The 20,622-nt window shown below is 74.0% G+C and carries 19 protein-coding genes; 12 read left to right on the top strand and 7 right to left on the bottom strand.

Annotation, left to right across the window (positions count from 1 at the left end):
* Positions 1–255 precede the first annotated feature (255 nt).
* A complete protein-coding gene (locus tag QSK52_RS10815) occupies positions 256–678 on the top strand; it encodes a DUF5959 family protein (protein ID WP_285735737.1) in 423 nt (140 codons plus the stop codon).
* Between the two features lie 161 nt (positions 679–839).
* The gene (locus tag QSK52_RS10810) at positions 840–1,190 is read left to right on the top strand and encodes an alpha-L-rhamnosidase C-terminal domain-containing protein (protein WP_285735736.1); all 351 of its coding nucleotides are present in this window, start codon (positions 840–842) and stop codon (positions 1,188–1,190) included.
* A 369-nt stretch (positions 1,191–1,559) separates the two neighbouring features.
* Here the strand turns inward: QSK52_RS10810 and QSK52_RS10805 are convergent, their stop codons facing one another.
* Positions 1,560–3,008: an oxygenase MpaB family protein gene (locus tag QSK52_RS10805; RefSeq protein WP_285735735.1), complete on the bottom strand. Its 1,449-nt coding sequence runs from the start codon at positions 3,006–3,008 to the stop codon at positions 1,560–1,562.
* An 855-nt stretch (positions 3,009–3,863) separates the two neighbouring features.
* On the bottom strand, positions 3,864–4,667 hold the full coding sequence (locus tag QSK52_RS10800) for a GNAT family N-acetyltransferase (RefSeq protein ID WP_285735734.1): 804 nt from the start codon (positions 4,665–4,667) through the stop codon (positions 3,864–3,866).
* Positions 4,668–4,990: 323 nt separating this feature from the next.
* Here QSK52_RS10800 and QSK52_RS10795 point away from each other — a divergent pair, with 323 nt between their 5' ends.
* Entirely contained in the window at positions 4,991–6,037 is a 1,047-nt protein-coding gene (locus QSK52_RS10795; RefSeq protein WP_285735733.1) for a C40 family peptidase, read from the top strand.
* Between the two features lie 48 nt (positions 6,038–6,085).
* Here QSK52_RS10795 and QSK52_RS10790 read toward each other — a convergent pair whose 3' ends face one another.
* Entirely contained in the window at positions 6,086–6,913 is an 828-nt protein-coding gene (locus tag QSK52_RS10790; protein WP_285735753.1) for an EamA family transporter, read from the bottom strand.
* A gap of 222 nt (positions 6,914–7,135) precedes the next feature.
* Between QSK52_RS10790 and QSK52_RS10785 the strand changes: the two genes are divergently transcribed.
* The 3 genes from QSK52_RS10785 to metX all read left to right on the top strand — a co-directional run bounded on the left by QSK52_RS10785 (position 7,136) and on the right by metX (position 10,807).
* Positions 7,136–8,020 (top strand): LysR family transcriptional regulator, encoded by an 885-nt coding sequence (locus tag QSK52_RS10785; protein WP_285735732.1) that lies wholly within the window; start codon positions 7,136–7,138, stop codon positions 8,018–8,020.
* A gap of 292 nt (positions 8,021–8,312) precedes the next feature.
* Entirely contained in the window at positions 8,313–9,632 is a 1,320-nt protein-coding gene (locus QSK52_RS10780; protein WP_285735731.1) for a bifunctional o-acetylhomoserine/o-acetylserine sulfhydrylase, read from the top strand.
* A gap of 44 nt (positions 9,633–9,676) precedes the next feature.
* On the top strand, positions 9,677–10,807 hold the full coding sequence (metX, locus tag QSK52_RS10775; protein ID WP_285735730.1) for a homoserine O-acetyltransferase MetX: 1,131 nt from the start codon (positions 9,677–9,679) through the stop codon (positions 10,805–10,807).
* Positions 10,808–10,834: 27 nt separating this feature from the next.
* On the opposite strand, the gene QSK52_RS10770 is transcribed toward metX, so the two are convergent.
* The gene (locus QSK52_RS10770; protein WP_033256358.1) at positions 10,835–11,257 is read right to left on the bottom strand and encodes a DUF350 domain-containing protein; all 423 of its coding nucleotides are present in this window, start codon (positions 11,255–11,257) and stop codon (positions 10,835–10,837) included.
* 144 nt (positions 11,258–11,401) lie between these two features.
* Between QSK52_RS10770 and QSK52_RS10765 the strand changes: the two genes are divergently transcribed.
* Together QSK52_RS10765 and QSK52_RS10760 are read left to right on the top strand one after the other, a co-directional pair.
* On the top strand, positions 11,402–11,740 hold the full coding sequence (locus tag QSK52_RS10765) for a hypothetical protein (RefSeq protein WP_285735729.1): 339 nt from the start codon (positions 11,402–11,404) through the stop codon (positions 11,738–11,740).
* A 5-nt stretch (positions 11,741–11,745) separates the two neighbouring features.
* Positions 11,746–12,975 carry a glutathionylspermidine synthase family protein gene (locus tag QSK52_RS10760; RefSeq protein WP_285735728.1) on the top strand — a complete coding sequence of 410 codons (1,230 nt, stop codon included), beginning with the start codon at positions 11,746–11,748 and terminating at the stop codon, positions 12,973–12,975.
* Between the two features lie 4 nt (positions 12,976–12,979).
* Here QSK52_RS10760 and QSK52_RS10755 read toward each other — a convergent pair whose 3' ends face one another.
* Positions 12,980–13,264: a hypothetical protein gene (locus QSK52_RS10755; RefSeq protein ID WP_285735727.1), complete on the bottom strand. Its 285-nt coding sequence runs from the start codon at positions 13,262–13,264 to the stop codon at positions 12,980–12,982.
* A gap of 252 nt (positions 13,265–13,516) precedes the next feature.
* Between QSK52_RS10755 and QSK52_RS10750 the strand changes: the two genes are divergently transcribed.
* Positions 13,517–13,675, top strand: coding sequence for a hypothetical protein (locus tag QSK52_RS10750; protein ID WP_285735726.1), 159 nt, complete (start codon positions 13,517–13,519; stop codon positions 13,673–13,675).
* A gap of 13 nt (positions 13,676–13,688) precedes the next feature.
* Positions 13,689–13,991: a hypothetical protein gene (locus tag QSK52_RS10745; RefSeq protein ID WP_285735725.1), complete on the top strand. Its 303-nt coding sequence runs from the start codon at positions 13,689–13,691 to the stop codon at positions 13,989–13,991.
* A gap of 219 nt (positions 13,992–14,210) precedes the next feature.
* On the opposite strand, the gene QSK52_RS10740 is transcribed toward QSK52_RS10745, so the two are convergent.
* Positions 14,211–17,135, bottom strand: a complete 2,925-nt coding sequence (locus QSK52_RS10740; RefSeq protein WP_285735752.1) for a helix-turn-helix transcriptional regulator — start codon at positions 17,133–17,135, stop codon at positions 14,211–14,213.
* Between the two features lie 478 nt (positions 17,136–17,613).
* Between QSK52_RS10740 and QSK52_RS10735 the strand changes: the two genes are divergently transcribed.
* Positions 17,614–18,108, top strand: coding sequence for a DUF5709 domain-containing protein (locus tag QSK52_RS10735; RefSeq protein ID WP_285735724.1), 495 nt, complete (start codon positions 17,614–17,616; stop codon positions 18,106–18,108).
* 32 nt (positions 18,109–18,140) lie between these two features.
* Here the strand turns inward: QSK52_RS10735 and QSK52_RS10730 are convergent, their stop codons facing one another.
* Complete coding sequence (locus tag QSK52_RS10730; protein WP_285735723.1) at positions 18,141–18,857, bottom strand: carbon-nitrogen hydrolase family protein; 717 nt, start codon at positions 18,855–18,857, stop codon at positions 18,141–18,143.
* Between the two features lie 616 nt (positions 18,858–19,473).
* Between QSK52_RS10730 and QSK52_RS10725 the strand changes: the two genes are divergently transcribed.
* Positions 19,474–20,568 (top strand): hypothetical protein, encoded by a 1,095-nt coding sequence (locus QSK52_RS10725; RefSeq protein ID WP_285735722.1) that lies wholly within the window; start codon positions 19,474–19,476, stop codon positions 20,566–20,568.
* Positions 20,569–20,622: the final 54 nt, after the last annotated feature.

Below are 20,622 nucleotides of genomic sequence, written 5' to 3'. Positions count from 1 at the left end.
CGTACAGGGCCACGGCATCGGCCTTGAACTCGTCCGAGTAGTCCTTCATCGCCATCGGCGGTGTTCTCGCTTCCTCCGGATCAAGCAGATCCAGTATCAGCGTGTCCACCCATCAGGGCGAAGGCCCGTGATCGACGGCTGCCCTCTCGGGCACTGGACTGGCTTTCGAGACGTGAATGCCGGACCGCGGACCCTGTTCGAATGTCGATGAGGCAGGATGCAGGCCAGACCAGCACAAGGAGAGCGAGGCCAGCCGTGACCGAATCAGGCGGGATGGACCTGATCCACCTGGAGGACCCGGATGGCAACCACTGCATCGTGCGCGTCACCGGGTGGCAGCCCGGCCTGCCGACCGGCCACGATGTTCTGCACGCCGAGGTTCTCGCGCATGCCAGTTTCGTTGACGCCCGGCTGGAGCTTTACCTCTTCCAGCATGACCTCGATGCCTGGCAGGACGAGCTGAGCAGTCTCGTGCCCGGCACGGGCGCGCTCATCGGCGGGGACCGTGGGCTGAACCTGGACCTCCACATGCAGGAGGACCGCTCCCTGGTCGTGACGATCAACGATCCCGACCGGCTCAGCGCGATGGTGTGGATCCGACCGCCGGAGAACTGGATACAGGAGCACCAGGGCCGGCTGGAACAGGTCCGTCAGACCTGGCTCACCGAGGTCCTGTAGACAGCCGACATCACGAGTTCAAGGTCAGTAGCTGGAGCCGGAGACGCCGGTGATGGTGTCGGCGCTGAGGAACGCGCAGCGTCTCATGCGGCTCTCCGGGGGACGTGGCAACGGGCCGGGCGTGCGTGGTGGAGCACGCACTGGCGTTGGGGGGGTGGGCGGTGCGCAGGTGGGAGTTCCGCGGTACGCGCTGGTTCCACCGCACCGTCGCCGGCCTCGCCCCCGCCGAGCCCGGCTACCGCACCACCCCGCTTCGCCCCCGTCCCGGCGGCGGCCTCACCTGGGCCAAGGCCCGCCACGCCCCCCACGGCACCGCCGCCATCTCCTGGCAGCTCACCGACGAGGGCCTGACCGTCGAACTCACCGCCCCCCCGGGCTGCGAGGCCGTCCTCGACCTCCCCAGCCTCCCACCCGCCACCTCGGTCCCAGCACCCACCACATCACCAGCACCAGCACCAGCACCGAACCCTGTCCGTTCCCGGGTGTCCCCGCCCCCGGGCGGGCCAGCATGAGCACAACCGGCTGAAACGGCCCTGGTCGTCCCATGACCGCTTGCCCTGGACAACGCCCGGACGTTGTCCAGGGCAACTCCATGCGCTCTCCCTTCCGTGCGTCGGCCTGCGACTTCCTCGACGCCGGGCCTGTGGCACACCGTCTTCCTCCTTCCTCTCCGACGAGTTCGTCCACCCGCCGGGGCCCCAGCCACCTCCGTCGGCATCCTCGGCATAGCCACTCTCGCAATCGCCGCGCGAAACTCCCCACCCGGTCGAGAGTGCACCCGCCCGGCCGGCTCCCGTGCAAGGCGTCAGAGCGAAGCCGGCCGACCACCACCAGACGCACGCACCGGGCGTCATGACGGGCAGGCTGCCGGGGTCACGTCATCATGGTCGGCCGAGCAGTTGGGTACCGGCGACGCTCTCCGTCCGGGCGGTGAAGAACTCGGTGAATCCCCGCACGAACTCCTCCTCGGTGATCTGCCCGTCCCCGTCGGTGTCCAACTGGCGGAAGCCGTGCGTCAGTTCAGCCGGGTGGACGCGGGATCCGCCGAACAGGGTGCGGTACTCCTCGGCGTCCAGCAGCCCGCTGCGGTCGAGGTCGGCGGCGTGGAACATGGCACGGACGGCCAGGTGCAGGCCCTGGTCGAGGTAGCCGGGGTCGCGGTCGATGCCCGCGAGCATCGCGGCGACGAACTCCTCGCAGGAGATCTCGCCGTCGCCGTCGCTGTCCGTACTCGCCAGCAGGTGGCGCCACCAGGCGTCGAAGGCGGCGTACACGGCGGACTCGCCTGCCTGGTCGAGCTCCAGTGGCCAGCAGACGTTGTGCGCCATCGCCGCGAAGTCGGCGGAGGTGAGCCGTCCGTCCCCGGTCTGGTCCATCACCTGCCGGTAGAACGCAGCGATCCGCCCCGGCCGGTTGTCCCGGCGCGGTCGCACGGTCCTCGGCTGGCGCGGCGCCCCGGTCTGCCGTGGTCGGGCCCGGTCGCCGCTCGGCAGTGTGCGGTACCGCAGCCGGTCGGGCAGTTGCACCGCCACCGCCCGGGCCCCGTGGTGGACGACCCAGGAGAGCAGGGCCGCGCTGCGGCTGCGCGGCAGGCCGAACTTGGCGCGGAACTCCGTCGGCAGGTCGGCCAGGGTCAGTGTGGTGAGGAAACGGGCGACGACTCGGCGCAGCAGCGGCCAGGCCGGGCGCAGCCGGCCGAGACGGCGCGGGGCCGGCGCGCGGGTCAGGACGGTGTACAGCATGTCCTGGGCGGCTCCGGTGAGCTCCAGGGTGTCCCGGATGGTGGCGCTGATGTATCCGGGCACGTCGGCTGCGGTGGGCGGGAACAGCTCGTCGGGGAGGTCGAAGGCTGCGCAGACCTCGCGGAACTCCCGGTAGAGCCTGTCGAGTTGGACCGGGTGCAGCGGACGGCCGGAGAGGGCCCGGAGGGCGGTCATCGCTTCGTACAAGGTCACCAGCACCCAGACCCGGACGGCGGGGTCGAGCGCGGTGTAGGAACGGCCCTGCTCGTCCGTTCCGGCGATCCGGCGGTGGCTGCGTTCGAGTCGCTGGACCTCCCGGCGCAGCGCCTCCTGGTCGGAGAAGAACAGGCGGCGGCCGCTGTCCATGGTGTGCTCGATCCGTCGCCACGGATGGTTGCGGTAGGTGGAGAGTTGGCTGACTCCGGCGGCGACCGCCGGGTGCGCGTTCTGCAGGACCAGCAGTCGCCAGGCGACCAGCACGATCCGCTGCTCGCCCAGGGTGCGGCGCAGCATCGAGCCGGCTCCGGCCCGCACCGCCCCTCCGGTGGCGTCGGCGGCTCCGGCGTTCGTCTTGGTGGTTTCCGTCATGGTTGGCTCCCCCCTGGACAGTTCGGCCCGTTCTGCACGGCTTCGTTCCTCGTCTCGTCGGCAACCCTAGGAGCCCCCAGGACGAGAACCGTGCTGTGCGGCAGCCAAACCACCCGCCAGAGCGAATCTTTGTGCGATTCTTCACTCGCGCGAGCGGGCGGCGGTCAAGCAGCGTTGACGCCCCCTCATCCACCCACCGCGACGCCCCGGGGAACCACCCGACCACGGGGACCGGTCAGTCCCGCCAGAACGACCGTTGTGCCGCCCCGATCGGCCCGGCTGCACGCTCGGTGAGCGGGCCCGTGCACGTACTCCGGATGACGCATGCCGGAGCAGACCGCGAAGTCCTCGGCGGCGACCGGGGCGGTGTCCTCCTCGTGGCCGGCCGGTCCGGACCACCCGCAGAAGGTCAGCGCTTCGGCCCGTCACCTGCCGCGGCGACGGACCGGCCGAGCTCGGTCGGCCCCTCCGGGTCGAGCGCCTCCCCCTCGGTGTCCACACCGACGAAGCACCGCCGCCCGCAGCGGCGCGAGCAGCAACGGCCACAGCCCGCTGTGCGAGTACGCGGCGCAGGCCCTCCCACGGCCGAGCGGCGCGAGCCCGTCGCCCAGCCGGCGCACAGGCCACCTCCTCGTCCTCCTCGGTGCCGACCGACCGGCCGACCGGCCGACAGCAGACCGGCCGACAGCAGACCGCACTTGGCAGCGGCCGCCCGAACACGCTGTCCCCGCCCATGACGATCCCGACCGCGCCCCGCCACACCTCACTGCACCACCTGCAGCACCCCCGTGGTGCTCCGCGGGACCGCGCGGAGCACCAGCGCCCCGAGCCGCCGCAGCCACCACTCACCCCCGGTCAGCGGCTCCGCGCCGCCCCGCCCGCCGCGCGCTGCGCGGCCGCGGCCAGCTGCCGGTGGTCGAGGCCGAGCCGCCGGTAGAGCCCGATCGCCGACGCGTTCCAGGCGTCCACCATCAGCGCCGCGCGCGGGGAGCGTTCGAGGATCCCGGTGAGCGCCAGTCGGCAGGCTGCCGCCGCGTGCCCGCGTCCGCGCCCGTGCACGGGGTCGCTGACCACTCCGGCGAGCAGGCCGACGGTCGGGGCGGGCCAGGCGTCGGCGGCGAGGGCGGTGAGCCGCCCCGTCTCGTCGCGGACGCCCGCCCAGGCCCGGACGCCCGGACGGTGCGGGTGGGCGTGCGAGGCGGGGAAGTGGCGGTCGATCAGGTCGGCGGCCTCGTCGAGCTCCCCGGGGGCCAGCCAGTGCGCCACCGGCTGCCCGCCCGCGCCCGCGCCCCCGTCCCCGCCCGCGCCGGTGTCGAGCGGCGGCAGGCCGGTCGCGGTGCGCTCCATCCAGCCGAAGTCCCCGAGCGCCTCCAGGCCGCCGTGGTGGTCGCAGAGTTCGGCGAGCAGTTCGGCGTCGCCGAACGGACGGTAGCTCGGGCCGACGAGGGACATCACCTCGTCCAGCAGCGGCAGCAGTTCCGCGACGGGGCCGCGGACGGCGATCCGGTCGCGGCCGGAGAGCGCGGGGGAGGCGACGGCGACGGCCCGGCCGGACGTCCAGGCGCGGGCGCCGGTGGCGAGGCCCTGGGCGGCCCAGACGAGTACGGCGTCGTCGTCGGTGGCGGTGCGGAGCTGTTCTTCCACGGTCAGTTCGAACACGGATTCATTCTGCGCGAGGGCTCGGCTCCTCCCCGGGCCGGGGTGGTCGTAGCGCTGCAGGAGCACCCGGGGGCGAGTGCGGTGGCGCAGTACGCGACGCCCCTCGGGCCGCTGGACGCAGCAGGACGTGCTGGACGGGCGCAGCACCCGCGCCCGTTCACCGAACCCCTCCTCCGTTGACGCATCCTCAGCGGGGGCCTCCCGCAGGGGGGTTCGGAGGTGCGGGAGTGGACGCGGCGGCGGTATTTCATTACGGTCTGGCGTCAAACGCATATTCGGTCGATCACTCGAACGCGTGCGTCCGTCCCGAAGAAGGAGCGTCGATGGCCTCCCACCGCCGTCCCAAGCAGCCGAGTCGCGCCCGGGTGGCCGTGCTCACGGGTGCCGCCGCGACCGCGGTCGCCCTGTCGGCCCAGGCCGGTGCCCACGCGGCGCCCGCCCAGCCCTCCAAGGACGAGGTCAAGGCGCAGGTCGACAAGCTGTCCGAGGAGATGGAGCAGGCCACCGAGAAGTACAACGGCGCCCAGGAGCGGGCCGACCAGTTGCGCCGGCAGGCCGGCCAGTTGCAGGACCAGGTGGCCCGCAGCCAGGAGCAGCTGACCGAGCTGGCCTCCGGGCTCGCGGTGGTGGCCGCCGACGAGTACCGGCAGGGCGGCGTCGACCCGTCGATGCAGCTGATGCTCTCCTCCGACCCGGACCAGTACCTCGCCAAGGCGTCCTCCTTCGACCAGGCCGCCAGCACCCAGAGCGACGTCCTCAGGGCGCTCAAGGACCAGCAGCGCCGCCTGGACCAGCAGAAGCAGGAGGCCACCGCGGTGCTGGCCGAACTGGACGGCGAGACCCGGACGCTGAACGACACCAAGAGCCAGGTGCAGTCCAAGCTCGCCGAGTCGCGTCGGCTGCTCAACCAGCTCAGCGCCGCCGACCGCGCCGCGATCCTCGCGGACGAGGGGGGCACCGCCTCGCGCGGCTCGGAGCGGGTGGACATCGGCTCGCTCCCGAAGGCCGCCGGCGCCGCCACCCAGACCGCCGTGAACGTGGCGCTCGCCCAGCGCGGCAAGATGTACGTCTGGGGTGCGGAGGGGCCGGACAACTTCGACTGCTCCGGACTGATGGTGTACGCGTACGCGCAGGCGGGCATCCACCTGCCGCGCACCTCCCAGGAGCAGGCCGGCGTCGGCAGCGGCGTGGGCCGCGACTGGCACAACGCCCAGCCCGGCGACCTGGTGATCTACAACGTGCACGGCGCCCAGGACCACGTCGCCATGTACATCGGCAACGGCACCGTGGTGCACGCGCCGAAGCCCGGCGCCCCGGTACGCACCATGGCGGTCGACGCCCTGACGATCAGCACCATCCGCCGGGTCTGACCGTACGGCCGTCAGCGCCCTGGCGGCCGTACGGGCGCTGACGTCTCCTCAGCCCCGGGCCGACCGGCCGCGCTCGGGCAGTTGGCCGGCCACGATCGACGCCAGTGCCAGCGCGAAGCCCAGCAGTTGCACCGCGCCGAGGGTCTGGTCCAGCAGCAGCGCGCCGAGCACCGCCGCGACCAGCGGCGACAGCAGGCCCAGCACCGCGACACTGGTGACGGGGAGGCGGCCGATGCCCTGGAACCAGAGGGCGTACGTGAGCAGTCCGCCGATCAGGCCGAGCCACAGGTAGCCGAGCGCGGCCCGGCCGTCGACCGCGGGGGGCGCGCCCTCGAACAGGAAGGTGGCGGGGAGCAGGAACAGGCCGCCCGCGGTGAGCTGCCAGCCGGTGAACGCGAGCGGGCCGACGCCCTCGGGGCGGCCCCAGCGCTTGGTGAGCGTGACGCCCAGGGCCATGGTGGCGGCTCCGCCCAGCCCGGCGGCCACGCCGACGGCGTCCAGTGCGGCGGACGGGCCGATCACCACCAGCCCGACACCGAGCACGCCCACCAGCCCCCAGCCGAGCCGCCGCGCGGACAGCCGCTGGCGGAGCACCGGGACGGCCAGCAGGGCGACGACCATCGGCTGGGCGGCGCCGAGGGTGGCGGCCACGCCACCGGGGAGGCGCTCGGCGGCGGTGAACAGCAGCGGCAGGAACAGTCCGATGTTCAGCACGCCGAGCACTGCGGCCTTGCCCCACCAACCGCCGCGCGGCAGCGTCCGGGTGAGGGCCAGGGCGATCAGTCCGGCAGGCAGGGCGCGCAGCAGGGCGGCGAACATCGGGTGGCCGGGGGGCAGCAGTTCGGTGGTGACCACGTAGGTGGTGCCCCAGACCATCGGGGCGAGCGCGGTGAGCGCCGTGCGGGCGAGGGTGCCCCTGCCGCCGCCTGCGCTGCTGCCGCCGCCGGGCGAACCGGCGGACGGGGTACGGCTGTCGAGCGGGCTGAGGGTCGGGGTGGTGCCGGGGTTCGCTCTCATGTCCAGCAGTCTGGCCCCGGGCCGATCGATGAGTCCAACACATGTTTGTCAGCCCATCGATCTCGTTCCATGATGGATCCCATGGAACTCCAGCAACTGCGCTACGTCCTCGCGGTGGCCGAGACGCTCAGCTTCACCCGGGCCGCCGAGCGCTGCCTGGTCGTGCAGTCGGCGCTCAGCCACCAGGTCGCCCGGCTCGAACAGGAGCTGGGGGCCCGCCTGTTCGAGCGCACCAGCCGCCGGGTCCGGCTGACCGCGGCCGGGGAGGCTTTCCTGCCGGCCGCCCGGCAGTGCCTGGAGGCGGCCGAGCGGGCGGCCGCCGAGGTCGCGGCGGCGGTCGGCGAGGTGCGCGGACGGCTGGCGGTCGGACTGATCTCGACGGTCACCGCGGTGGACATCCCGGCCGGGCTGCGGGAGTTCCGCGGCCGCCACCCGAAGGCGCGGATCAGCCTGCGGGTGGGCGCCAGCAAGGACCTGGTCGAGCAGGTCCGCCAGGGCGCCCTGGACGTCGCCTTCCTGGGACTGCCCACCACCTTCCGGCCGGAGGGCGTCACGGCCCGCGAACTGGCCCGCGGCCGCCTGGTCGCCGCGGTCGCCCCCGACCACCCGCTGGCCTCCCGGGAGCGGGTGCCGCTGCGCGAACTGGCCGCCGAGCCCTTCGTCGACCTCCCGGCGGGCACCGCGGGCCGGGCCCAGACCGACCTGGCGTTCGCCGCCGCCGGGCTGGTGCGCGACGTGGCCTTCGAGGTGGACGAGGCCTCCTACATCCCGCGGCTGGTCGGCCCGGGCCTGGCGGTGGCGATGCTGCCCGCCGCGTACGTCCCGCAGCTCACCGGCATCGCCGTCGTCGAGGTCACGGACGCGCCGACCCGGATCGAGACGGTGGTCTGGCCGCGCACCGGGCCCTCCCCGGCCACCTCGGCGTTCCTCGCCCTGCTCGGCATCCCGGACGCCGACCCGCGCTGAAGCGGCCCGACACCCCGACCAGCCTGTTCCGATCGTCAGATGATGACCCGTCAGGTCGCCGGGACATTGCGCCCCGTTTCCTCCCGTTTCCGCTTCGGCGATCCGCTGGCGGGGCGTTCGCGGCCTGTGCTTACCTGACGCCGTGACCGTCCGGCGGCGCCGCCGCGCCGCCGGTGCGGAAGGCGCCCGGGGCCGCGCAGGCCCGTCGACGGTGCCCCTCCCCTGCCCTCCCGCGTCCGAGCGGCGGCTCCGCCGTGCCCGCGTCGCGCCCGTGACCCCGTACAGGAGCAGCATGTCCGAGCAGAGCCCCGCGGCCGTTCCCGGCTGGTCGTTCGAGACCCGGCAGATCCACGCGGGCGCGCAGCCCGACCCGGCGACCGGGGCGCGGGCGGTGCCGATCTACCAGACCACCTCGTTCGCCTTCCGGGACACCGCGCACGCCGCGGACCTGTTCGCGCTCGCCGAGCCGGGCAACATCTACACCCGCATCCACAACCCGACCACCGACGTGCTGGAGCAGCGCCTGGCCTCGCTGGAGGGCGGCGTGGCGGCGGTCGCGCTGGCCTCCGGGCAGGCCGCCGAGACGCTGGCGCTGCTGACGGTGGCCCAGGCGGGCGACCACCTGGTCTCCTCGGCCTCGCTGTACGGCGGCACGTACAACCTGCTGCGGCACACGCTGCCGCGGTTCGGCGTCGAGGTGAGCTTCGTCGACGACCCGGACGACCTGGACGCGTGGCGGGCGGCGATCCGTCCGAACACCAAGGCGCTGTTCGCCGAGTCGCTGGGCAACCCGCGCGGCAACGTGCTGGACGTGCGCGGCGTCGCGGACGTGGCGCACGCCGCCGGGGTGCCGCTGATCGTCGACAACACCGTGCCGACCCCGTACCTGCTGCGGCCGCTGGAGCACGGCGCGGACGTCGTGGTGCACTCGGCCACCAAGTTCCTCGGCGGGCACGGCACCACCATCGGCGGCGTGGTCGTGGACGGCGGCGGCTTCGACTTCGGCGCGCACCCGGAGCGCTTCCCCGGCTTCAACGAGCCCGACCCGAGCTACCACGGCCTGCGCTTCTGGGACGCCCTCGGCCCGGGCGCGTTCGCCGCCAAGCTGCGGGTGCAGCTGCTGCGCGACCTCGGCCCCGCGCTCTCCCCGCACTCGGCGTTCCTGCTGCTGCAGGGCGTGGAGACGCTGTCGCTGCGGCTGGAGCGGCACACCGCGAACGCCCTGGAACTGGCCCGCTGGCTGGAGCAGCGCGACGAGGTCGCGGCCGTCCACTACCCGGGGCTGCCCTCCAGCCGCTGGTACGACGCGGCGCAGCGCTACCTGCCGCGCGGCGCGGGCGCGGTGCTCTCCTTCGAGCTGCGCGACGGCGTCGAGGCGGGGCGGCGGTTCGTCGACGGGCTGGAACTGTTCAGCCACCTGGCCAACATCGGGGACGTGCGCAGCCTGGTGATCCACCCGGCCTCGACCACGCACAGCCAGCTGGACGCCGAGCAGTTGGCCGCGACCGGAACGGCGCCGGGCCTGGTGCGGCTGTCGGTCGGGTTGGAGAGCGTCACGGACCTGCGGGCCGACCTGGAGGCGGGTTTCCGTTCGGCGAAGGGCGCGTCCTGAACGGCCTGGCGCAGCACGCCGTCCCGCCGTCCCCCGGGGCGCCCGTGCCACCGGCCTCCGGGGCCTGGCGGGACGGCGACCCGGTCGGCGGGCGGCGCTGGTTCGCGCTGCCCGAGCCGCTCGCCCTGGAGGCGGGCGGCACCCTGCCCGGGGCCCGGCTGGCGTACCAGAGCTGGGGCACGCTGCGTCCGGACGGCTCCAACGCGGTGCTGGTGCTGCACGCGCTGACCGGCGACAGCCACCTCACCGGTCCGGCCGGACCGGGGCACCCGACACCGGGCTGGTGGGGGGAGTTGGTCGGGCCGGGGCGGGCGCTGGACACCGACCGCTGGTTCGTGGTCGCGCCGAACGTGCTCGGCGGCTGCCAGGGCTCCACCGGGCCGTCCTCGACCGCGCCGGACGGGCGCCCCTGGGGCAGCAGGTTCCCGTTCCTCACCCAGCGCGACCAGGTCGCCGCCGAGGTGCTGCTGGCCGACGCCCTCGGGATCGAGCGGTGGGCGCTGGTGGTCGGCGGGTCGATGGGCGGGATGCGGGCGCTGGAGTGGGCGGTGACCCGCCCGCGGCGGGTCGGGGCGCTGCTGGTGCTGGCCACCGCGGCGGCGGCCTCGGCCGAGCAGATCGCGCACGCCTCCGCGCAGTTGCACGCGATCCGCGCGGACCCGGGGTGGCACGGCGGCGACTACCACCACCTGCCGCCGGGCCGCGGCCCGCACCGCGGCCTGGGCCTGGCCCGCCGCCTGGCCCAGATCACCTACCGCAGCGAGCCCGAGCTCGCCGCCCGCTTCGGCCGTGCCCCGCAACACGGCGAACACCCGTGGCGGGGCGGGCGGTTCGCCGTCGAGTCGTACCTCGACCACCACGCCGCGAAGCTCGCCCACCGCTTCGACGCGGGTAGCTACGTCGTCCTCAACGAGGCCATGAACGCGCACGACCTCGGCCGCGGCCGGGGCGGTACCGCCGCGGCACTGCGCCGGGCCGCCGTCCCGGCGCTGGTCGCCGCGGTCGACTCCGACCGGCTGTACCCGCCCGGGCAGCAGGCCGAGCTGGCCGCCCTGCTGCCGGACGCCGACGCGCTGCGGATGCTCTCCTCTCCGCACGGCCACGACGGGTTCCTGCTGGAGACCGCGCAGGTGGCGCCGCTGCTCGCCGAACTGCTGCCGACCGCGCACCGCTGACCGGACGCTTCCGGCTCCTCCTGCCGCTCAGGCGATCGAGGCGGCCACGATGGCGGCGGCGGCCAGGTTGCAGCTGGCCGACACCCACACCGCCGGGTGCGGCTCGGTGGAGACCAGGATCGCACCGAGCCGTCCGGGGGTGAGCAGGTCCAGCAGCCAGAAGGCGAGCGCCATCAGCAGCAGGCCGAGGACGCCGAAGCACAGGGTGGACAGCAGGCCCTTGCCGAAGTCCTCGTAGGTGTAGCGGATCGCGGTGTACACGATGCCGCCGACCCCGAGCAGCGCCGAGCTGAGCAGCACGGCCGCGTTGCGGTTGCCCTCGGCCCAGATCAGCCGCCCGAGCTTGCCCGGCGTGAGGACGTCGATCAGCAGGTAGCCGAGCAGCAGCAGGAGCAGGCCGACCAGGCCGTAGACCGCGGCCGCGCCGAGGCCGTGGAGTATGTCGTTCATCTGCGGGCACTCCCGGGGTCGGACGGCCGCACGGGCCGCAACCGTGGTCAAGGATCGGCAAAAGATATCCCATGCCCCTGGCGTCCCGTCAGTTTCCCGGGGCACCTCCCCTATCATGCGGCGGCCCGCGTACGATGATCCGCCATGACACCGCCGCCTCCCCCCGCCACCGAACCGGACCGGTCGACGCCGGGTTCCCGCCGCCGCTCGGGCTTCGTCGCCCTGGGGATGGTCGGCACCCTCGCGCTCACCCTCTCCGGCTGCTCCTCGTCGACCAGGACGCCCAGCCGCTGCGTCGACCCGAGCACCCTCAAGGTCCTCGACGCGCACTCCTGCTCGGCGGGCGGCTCGGGCGCGGGCCAGTGGTACTACTGCGGCTACGGCACCACCACCGCCAGCGGCGGCACCTTCAGCAAGTCGGCCGCCAAGCGCGGCGGCTTCGGCTGCCCCAAGGGCAGCAGCAGTGGCTCGGGCGGAGGCTGATCCCCGTGCGCCGCCACACCGTCACCCCGCGCCCCGACTGGCTGTCCACCGTCGAGTCCCAGGGCCTCGTGTACGCGATGTGCTCCGACCCGTGCAACCAGGGCGGCCCGCACGCCTACTGGGACGAGAGCGCCTACTACGAGTTCTCGCTGCCCGAGGTCGAGGCCCTGGAGGAGGTCGTCGAGGAGCTCCACGAGCTCTCGCTGGCCGCCGCCGAGCACGTGGTGCGCACCGGCCGGTTCGCCGACTTCGGCATCACCGACCCGCGACTGGCCGCGGTCGTCGCCGAGTCCTGGCGGCGCCGCGACGAACAGCCCAGCGTGTACGGCCGCTTCGACCTCGCCTACGACGGCACCGGACCGGCCAAGCTCTTCGAGTACAACGCCGACACCCCGACCTCGCTGATCGAGGCCGCCGGGCCGCAGTGGTTCTGGATGGAGGAGCGCTTCCCCGAGGCCGACCAGTGGAACTCCCTGCACGAGCGGCTGATCGGGTCCTGGGCGCGCCAGAAGCACCTCCTGCCGCCCGGCCCGGTCCACTTCGCCCACTCCCGCGGCGACACCGAGGGCGAGGACTGGCTCACCACCCTCTACCTGCAGGAGTGCGCCGAACAGGCCGGCCTGCAGACCGTCGGCATCGCGATGGAGGACATCGGCTGGGACGAACTGTCCGGCCGCTTCGTCGACCTGGAGCACCGCTTCATCCGCTCCGCGTTCAAGCTCTACCCCTGGGAGTGGCTGGTCGAGGACGAGTTCGCCGACCACCTGCTGGACGTCATCGACCTCGGCGGCAGCACCGGCTCCACGCTGTGGATCGAACCCGCCTGGAAGATGCTGCTCTCCAACAAGGCCCTGCTCGCCGTCCTGTGGGAGCTCAACCCGGGCCACCCCAACCTGCTGCCCGCCTACCTCGACGGTCCGCGCGAACTCGCCGACCCCGACGGCCCCGGCTACGCCGCCAAGCCGCTGCTCGGCCGGGAGGGCGCCGGCATCCGCATCGTCGAACCCGACGGCAGCCAGACCCGGCTCGCCGACTGGGCCGGCGACCCCGACCGCTACGGCGCCGAGGGCTACTGCTACCAGCAGTACCACCCGCTGCCCGACTTCGACGGCAACCGCCCCGTCCTCGGCACCTGGGTCGTCGACGGCGAGTCCGCCGGCCTGGGCATCCGCGAGACGGACGACAGCCCCATCACCCACCAGGGCGCCCGCTTCCTGCCCCACCTGATCCGCTGAACCCTCACCCCTGCCGGGAGGCCGGGCCGTCCCCGGACGACCGCTGCTGCGGGATCCGGACGGCCGGGCCGTCCGCGGGCAGCGGTTCCGGGCCCCGGTGCCGACCGGGCGCCGCACCGCCCACCGGCGGCACCGGGTAGCGGGGGGCGATCCGCGCCAGCGAGGCCAGCCGGGCGCGACTGGTCTGCCGCTCCACCCGCCCCCGGCAGCGGGCCCGGCCGTCGGCCGAACCGTCCGGGGCGGTGAAGTGCTCGGCGGCGTAACGGCGGAAGAGTTCACGGCGGGTCATCGAAACCTCCTGGGCGGCCGGGGCCGACTGGCGGCCGTCATCGGGGACACCCCAAGCAAACCCCCGCCGCCGCGGACCGAACAATGCGTATCCCCTACCCAACATCCGCGCCGAACCCTGGGTACCCCCGCCCCGGCCCTGCCACTACCCACCCTTCGCCCACCGCGATGGGTACCACTACGCATTGATCACCGCACTCCCCCGCCGATTAGCTGGTACCCGTTCCCTCCCACCCCCGCCCCGGAGGTCCGGATGACCCGCCGCGAACGCTTCCGCCTGTACGCCAGCGAGCACTTCACCGTCCCCGCCGACCGGCCCGCGGCCGACCGGCGCCGCGGCACCGTCGAACGCCAGACCCGCCGCGCCGCCCTCTCCCGGCTCGCCCGCCTCTCCCACCACCCCCGCCCCTGACCAGGCCGCCGCCATGACCCTCACCGCCGCCCCGACCCCCACCTCCCCGACCCCCACCTCCCCGGCCCCTGAGGCCCCGGCGCTCCTCCCCGCCCCGCGGCCCCTCAGCGCGGCAGCCCTCCCGCTCTGGCTGGTCACCATGCCGACCACCAGCCCCACCGGGGCCCGCGGCGAACAGACCTTCGCCGTCCGCGCCCCCAGCTACGCCGAGGCCCTCGGCGCGGCCGCCGCCACCGCGCACGCCCGCCCGGCCCTCCGCCACCGCCGCGGCGCCCACATCGACACCGCCGCCGCCCGCGCCACCCTCCACCGCTGACCGCCCGTCACCCACCCGCGCCGCCCGCCCGGCTCCCGTCTCACCCACCGGGGCGGGCCGTCGGAGCCCGCGGCGGCCCGGACCGGCACCGCCGGTCCAGCCGACCGACCGTCACCCGCGGCAACCCGGTGGGGACGGCCCGGTCGCGGGCCCGTCCCGTTGCCCCGGTGTCCCGCCTGGTGTCTCGATGTTCCGACGCCCCGATGTCCCGGCGCCCCGTCAGCCCTCGCTCTCGGCCAGTGCCTCCGCCACGTCCTTCCGCCCCACTCCCAGCTTCCGCAGCACACTGGCCACGTGGTGCTCGACCGTGCGCGGTGACAGGAACAGGGCCTGCGCGATGTCCTGGTTGCTGACGCCCTGCCCCACCAGCTCCGCCACCTGTCGCTCGCGCGGCGAGAGCGCCTCGCCGTAGCCCCGGCGCCCGGGCGAGGCCATCCGCCCCAGCCCCAAGTCCCGTCGGACGTGCTGGCAGCGGGCCGCGTCGGAGGTCGCCCCCAGGGTGGTGTAGGTGGCTTCGGCGGCGGCCAACCGCTCGGCCGCGGTCTGCGGATCCCGGTCGGCGAGCGCCCTGGCCAGCCGTTCCTCCGCCTTCGCGGCCTCGTAGGGGCGGCCGATGTCCCGCCAGGCGTCCCGCGCCCGGTGGTAGGACTCGATCGCACCGCCCGGGTCCGTTCCCTCCAGCAGGACGCCCCGCGCCTGGTGGAGGCCCGCGTGGGCAGCGGGCGCGTCCACCCCGTCCAGGGCTTCCGCGGCCTCTTCGGCGAGGTGCCGGGCTGCGCCCTCGTCGCCGACGCCCCGCGCGACCTCGACCGCGATCGGCAGCAGTTCCCCGCCGCGGGCCCACGCCCCGGCCTGGCGCAGGATGGCGACGGCGGGCCCCAGCACGGCGGCGGCGGCCTCCGCACCGTGCTCCACCAGCTCCACCGCGCCCAGGCCGGCAGCGACCCTGATCGCCGCGGTGACCTGCGACTCCCGTTCCCCGTACCTGGCGGCGGACTCGAACTCGGCCCGGGCGACCGCCAGCCTGCCCCGCGAGGCGGCCATCCGGCCGAACAGCATGGCGCGTTCGACCCGGGCCATCGCCACGTCCGGGTACTCGGTGCCGAGGGCCTCGAACCGCTCCTCCAGCCCCTGCCAACGCCCGGCCAGACCGTCGAGGCGCAGCAGGCCGATCCGGCTGTAGTACTCCAGGTAGGAGATCGCGGCCTGCCGGGCCAGGGCGCGGCTCTCGGTGAGCAGCCGTCCGGCCCGCTGGTCGTGGCCGGTCTCCATGGCGATGTCGCCGACGTTGTACAGGGCCCGGGTGGTCTGCCGGACGAGTTCGGGGCTGGAGGCGTCGCGCGGCAGCCGGTCGAGCTCGGGCCACAGCTCGGGGTCGCCCTCGCGAGCCTGGAAGGTGAGCCGGGTGGCGCGGTAGGCGGCGGCGACCTCCTCGTCGGGTTCGATCTCCAGGGCTGCGGCGGCCTTGGCCATTCTCTCCCAGGCGGCCGCCCCCTCCCCGTCGCGCTCGTTCATGGCGAGCGCGACCAGGGCCCGGGCGGCGCGGGCCGGCCGTTCGGCGATGAGCTCGTCGGCAGCCTGTTCGATCAGCGCGAAGCCGTCCCGGTCGCCGCCCTGGACCGCCACCCGCAGCCCGAGGGTCAGCCGGACCTCCCCGCGGTCGGCGACCGGCAGCCGGGGATCGGCGATGATGTCGGCCAGTACGTCGGTGCTGGCGGCGTCGTAGGCGGCGTTCACGGCGAGCCCGGCCAGTGCCCGGGCGGCCCGGCCGCGGCGTTCGGGGGCGAGGTCGGTCTCGGCGAGCAACTCGCGCAGCAACGAACCGGCCGCCGCGGTGTCGCCCTGTGCCACGGCCTGTTCGGCTGCGGCTTCGGCGGCCTGCTGCCAGGCGTCCCGGTCGCCGAGGGCGAGGGTGTGCGCGGCGATCCGGGCGAGCGGCTGCGGTTGCCTGCCGCGCAGCGCCTCGATGGCCCGACGGTGCAGCGCCGACCGGATCGGACCCGGTATCCGCCGGTACACCACCTGCCGGGCGGGCTCCCAGCGGAACGCGTACCGGGCGGGAGCGGGCTCGTCCAGCACCGCCGCGCGTAGGGCCTCCACCAGACCGGAGGAGACCTGGTCGGCGGGCAGCGCAGAGACCTCGGCGATCAGTTCCTCGCCGGCGGGCTCGTCCAGCACGGCTGCCGTCTCGATGACCGCCCGTGCCGACGTGCCGAGGCCCGCCAGCCGTTCGGTCACCGCCTCCCGCAGACCTCGTGCCAGGGCCGCCCCGGCCAGGGCCGCGACGGGGTCCGCCCGCCGACCGCCCTCGCGCAGGAACGCCAGGTCCTCGACGATCGCGGCCGGGAGCCCTCCGGAGCGCTCGTACAGCAGGGCGGCGAGCGCGGACGCGGTGCCGGTCGCCGGGCCGATCACCGGGCCGATCACCGGGTTGCTTGCGGGACCGCTCCCCGGGCCCGTGGCAAGGCCGACCGCGCTGCCACCGAGCACGGCGCGGGCCAGGTCCAGCACCTCCGCCCGGTCCAGGGGGCCGACCTGGAGCAGTCCACCCGCGACTCCGGGCGGGCAGCGGTAGGCGGCTCCCAGTACGGGCGCCCCGTCCGGCACCTCCTCCGCCCGGTAGGTCACCACCAGCGACAGGCCGGGCTGCGGGTCCCTGGCCAGGAGCAGCAGCGACTCCCTGGTCGCCCGATCGGCCCACTGGGCGTCCTCGACCAGCAGCACCACTTCGCCCAGCACATCGAGCAGCGCCCGCAGGCCCTGGAGCAGCCGGTACCGCTCGTCGTTCCCCGCTGCGGCGGTGTCCCCCGGCAGCAGATCGGCCAGGTCAGGGAGCCGCGTCCGGAGCGCACCGGTGCTCGGCGGCAACTGGGCCGCGGCCGCCAGCAGCGGGCGGCCGCGCCGCAGCGCGTCCAGCAGCGGACCGTAGGGCGTCGGCGCGGCGACCGGGTGGCACCGGCCGGTCAGCACCCGCTCCCGCGGCACCCCGGACTCCGCCAGCGCCCGCTCGACCAGCGCGGACTTACCGACCCCGGCGTCGCCCTCCACCAGCACCACCGCCGGAGCGGACCGCAGCGCCTCCGCCAGCCACGCCACTTCGCGCCGCCGCCCGACGAAACCCGACGCCCTGCCGTCCTGCCTCATCACCGCACGCCCCATCCGCCCACCCGGCCCGACCGCACCGACCGGCGAGAGCACGTACGTTCCATGAGCCCCATCATGCCGTGCCCTTCCGACGCCCCGAACCCCGACCACCGACCTCCTTCCCGCCGACGCATCCGCCCCGGTCGCCCTGTTGTCGAACCTCCTCACCGGCCTCCCCGTCCCCATCCGGTGCCCCTCCGCCACGTCCACCGGCCCCGGCCGACACCGGCGCCCGCCGCGTCCACGTCCCGGCCTGCCGGAACCGCCCTCCCGCCCGGCCGGCACGGATCTCCGGCGAGTGTCTCCGCCCACCTGCACGGCTCCCCTCCGCAACCCGGCTCCCGGCCGCCGAAGGCCCTTCCTCCCGCTGTCGCACCGGCCCCCCGCCACCGCGCCGTGTTGCGGGCCGGGTGACTCCCTGGCGAGCATGAAGAAACTGCGTGCGACCTCACCCCGAGTGACGAGGACAGGTGCTGTCATGACCGACTGGGACGCCCAGGACCCGGAACCCGCCGAGGACGACGGCGTTCTCGAACCTGCCGACTCCCTGCTCACGGACCGGCTGGACGACGACCCACTCGACACCGGAGTCATCCCGCCGGACGGCTACCGGGGCGCCACCGCGTACGGCACCACACCGGAGGAAGCCGAGCGCGGCGAGTCCCTGGACCAGCTGCTGGCGGAGGAGGAACCCGACGACAGCCCCGAGGCGGTCGACGACCGCTGGCCCGACGGACCTTCGCCGCGGGCCGGTCGCCTGGTCGAGGACGGCATCGACACCGAGGGCACCGACGTCGGCCCGGACGCCGGTGCCGCGACCGCGGAAGAGGCTGCCGTGCACCTGGTGTACCCGGACGAGGACAGCGAGGCCGAGTTCGACGACGCCGAGCCGGACGAGTCGCTCCGTGAGGCGGTCCGGTTCACCGTGCTCGACGACCTGGCCGACCGCGTGCCCGACGACGACTACCGCTGAACCCTCGGCCTCGTGCTCCGGGCTTCCAGGTCTCAGTGGTCCGTCCCCACCTCCAAATCGGCCACCAGCAGCCGGGGCCCGCTCTCGTCGGCCTCGATCATCAAGGCCCCGTCGGGTGCCCACGCGGCGCTGCCCCCGCAGCCCGTCCACGGCCCGGCGGAGCCGACGTGGTTGGCGAGCACCACGTACATCCCGGTGGCCTTGGCGATCGCCGGGTGAACGGTGACGCGCTCCTCGCGTCCTCCTCCCGTCCCGTACAGCGAGCTCGCGAGGTGAACCTGACAGCCCCGAGCGGCGTTCCGCGCAGGCACCTCGGGGAAGTGGTTGTCGAAGCACGTCGCCAGCGAATAGCCGATGCCGTCCGACCAGAACCGGCCGCCACCGCTCCCGGGCTCGAACACCTCCTGTTCGTTCTCGTACAGGTGCTCCTTCGCGTACACCGCCGCCACGGTGCCGTCCGCCCCGTATACGGTGCTGACGATCTGCGGCCGCCCGCCCGGCCCCGCGGCCGCCCCGTTCACCACCACGGTGATCCCCGTGGCGCGCAGCGGATCGAGGCGCGCGTCCTCCGCCTCCGTCCACAACCTGCGGTCGGCACCGATCAGCTCGGGCACGTATCCGGTGAGCGCCAACTCCGGACAGACCATCACCGTGCTACCGACCTCCCGCGCCTCCAACGCCAGGTCGGCGATCTGCCGCACGTTGGACTCCACGTCGCCCTCGACGCACTCGAACTGAGCTGCTGCCACTCGTACCCGCACCAATGCCGTCCCTTCTCCGCCGCACCGGCCCTCCGGACGCGTCCGCCGCTCTCCTGGCACGCCTCGGACCAGTTTCGCCACCACCTTTTCCCGCCCTCCAGTAGCCTCCGGGACAACCCGGCGGACACGGAGAATCAGGCGTTGAATACCTTGTCACAACCCTCCGATCCGCTACCCGTACGCACGCGGTCCGCGGACCGCGCCTCCGGGCGTGCAGCGCTGACCGGTTCGGGACCGCCGCTCGCAGGGGCGGATGTGCCCGATGGACTTCGACAGGCGCATCCTCGTCCCGGTCGGTCCGGACGCCTGGCGCTGGCGCACTTTCGACAGCGCGCACCGTGGCGGTCGCGGCCCGGACGGCCACCTCGCTCGTCCGCCTACGGTGGAGGCGTTCCCGAACCGGTCCATCCGTTGCACTGCCACGCTCTGCCATGGGATCAACTCGCCGAGGCGAAGCCCGATCAGGAACGCCAATTCGCCGTTGCCCTCCCGGCCACCGTGGGCCGGACCGTGCTGGTGGGCGATCCGTGTCTGGACCGGTTGCACACGGACCTGCATTGGCGGGAACGCTACCGCTCCTCTCGGAGTCGAGCCTGGTCAGCAGTTGGTCCTCCTCCCCTGCACCTGGCATCCCGGCTCGCTGATCGGCCGCTGCCCCGACCTTCCCGACCGGCTGTTGGCGGAACTCCCTGCGGACGAGTACCGGCTCACCCTGGTGCTGCATCTGAATGTCTGGTCCGGTCACAGAGCCTGGCAGGTACAGGTGGCGCAGCGTGCGGCGCTGGCTGCCGGTGTCCTGTTGATCGATCCGGCGGAGGGCTGGCAGCAGGCGCTGACCGCTTCCGACGTGGTGATCGGTGACCACGGTTCGACGACCCTCCACGGAACCGCGCTCGGCAAGCCCGTCTTGCTGGAAGCCTTCGGAGAGGCGGCCGTGCCTGGTGCGGCCGGACACCCGCTCCATCGGTCCGTGCCCCTGCTCGACCGGTCCGCACCGATGCGTCCGCAGATCGACGAGGTGCTCTCCGAGCACCGCCCCCAACTGCTCGCAACCGTCACCGGCCGCGCTTCCACGGAGCAGGAGCCAGCCTTTCCGAGGCTTCGCCACCTGCTGTACCAGTTGCTGGAACTGGATCCACCCCCTGGGCCGAGCGGGCGGCCGAGGATCTTCCCGCCCGTGCCTGGGGACGATGCGGGCCCCGCCACCTCTTTCTACGTGGAGACGGTTCTCACTGCCTCCGACGCCCCGTCCTTCCGCGTATCGGTGCGCCGCTACCCGGCACCGGTGAGCGAGCCCGGCGAGGAGAGCGACAGCGTGCTCCGACATCTCGCGAGCGGTGCCGAGGAGCCTGACACGCATCTGACCGACAGCGCCTCCGTCCTGCTCTGTCGGCGTCCGTCCGCCTCGTCCGACGCGACTCATCGCCGGATCGCCGAACTCCGCGTCCACTACACCGCTCTCCTGGTCGTCGTGCCACTGCCCGACGGCGTCCTCGTCGACCTGCGGAACGGACCTCGGTTCGCGGTTCGCCCCGCCGCCGACCGGGCGCTGCTGGCGCCCGGGCCTGCTGCCGCCGCGTTCTACAGCACGCTGCGGGTCAAGCTCCGCCCCGAACTGCTCGATCATTCCGGCCTCCTACTGGACCTGGGCTCGCACTGCCGCGAGCTGACGATCCAGAAGGTGCCCGAGCCTTCCTGAGCCGACACCCTGATAAAGCGAAATAGCCACCAAACCAACCAACTGGATATTTTT

Origin of the sequence: Kitasatospora phosalacinea (assembly GCF_030268885.1) — a bacterium.
GTDB lineage: Bacteria > Actinomycetota > Actinomycetes > Streptomycetales > Streptomycetaceae > Kitasatospora > Kitasatospora phosalacinea_C.
Note: the sequence above shows the minus strand (reverse complement) of the source record. Positions and strands in the feature narration are given on the sequence as shown.

Bases quoted from the DNA above. Each gene is read 5' to 3' on its own strand.
- QSK52_RS10755 (WP_285735727.1), bottom strand. From the start codon at position 13,264: ATGACCCGCCGTGAACTCTTCCGCCGTTACGCCGCCGAGCACTTCACC.
- QSK52_RS10735 (WP_285735724.1), top strand. From the start codon at position 17,614: ATGACCGACTGGGACGCCCAGGACCCGGAACCCGCCGAGGACGACGGC.
- QSK52_RS10780 (WP_285735731.1), top strand. From the start codon at position 8,313: ATGTCCGAGCAGAGCCCCGCGGCCGTTCCCGGCTGGTCGTTCGAGACC.
- QSK52_RS10745 (WP_285735725.1), top strand. From the start codon at position 13,689: ATGACCCTCACCGCCGCCCCGACCCCCACCTCCCCGACCCCCACCTCC.
- QSK52_RS10770 (WP_033256358.1), bottom strand. From the start codon at position 11,257: ATGAACGACATACTCCACGGCCTCGGCGCGGCCGCGGTCTACGGCCTG.
- QSK52_RS10805 (WP_285735735.1), bottom strand. From the start codon at position 3,008: ATGACGGAAACCACCAAGACGAACGCCGGAGCCGCCGACGCCACCGGA.
- QSK52_RS10785 (WP_285735732.1), top strand. From the start codon at position 7,136: ATGGAACTCCAGCAACTGCGCTACGTCCTCGCGGTGGCCGAGACGCTC.
- QSK52_RS10790 (WP_285735753.1), bottom strand. From the start codon at position 6,913: ATGGTCTGGGGCACCACCTACGTGGTCACCACCGAACTGCTGCCCCCC.
- QSK52_RS10740 (WP_285735752.1), bottom strand. From the start codon at position 17,135: ATGAGGCAGGACGGCAGGGCGTCGGGTTTCGTCGGGCGGCGGCGCGAA.
- QSK52_RS10795 (WP_285735733.1), top strand. From the start codon at position 4,991: ATGGCCTCCCACCGCCGTCCCAAGCAGCCGAGTCGCGCCCGGGTGGCC.
- QSK52_RS10765 (WP_285735729.1), top strand. From the start codon at position 11,402: ATGACACCGCCGCCTCCCCCCGCCACCGAACCGGACCGGTCGACGCCG.
- QSK52_RS10750 (WP_285735726.1), top strand. From the start codon at position 13,517: ATGACCCGCCGCGAACGCTTCCGCCTGTACGCCAGCGAGCACTTCACC.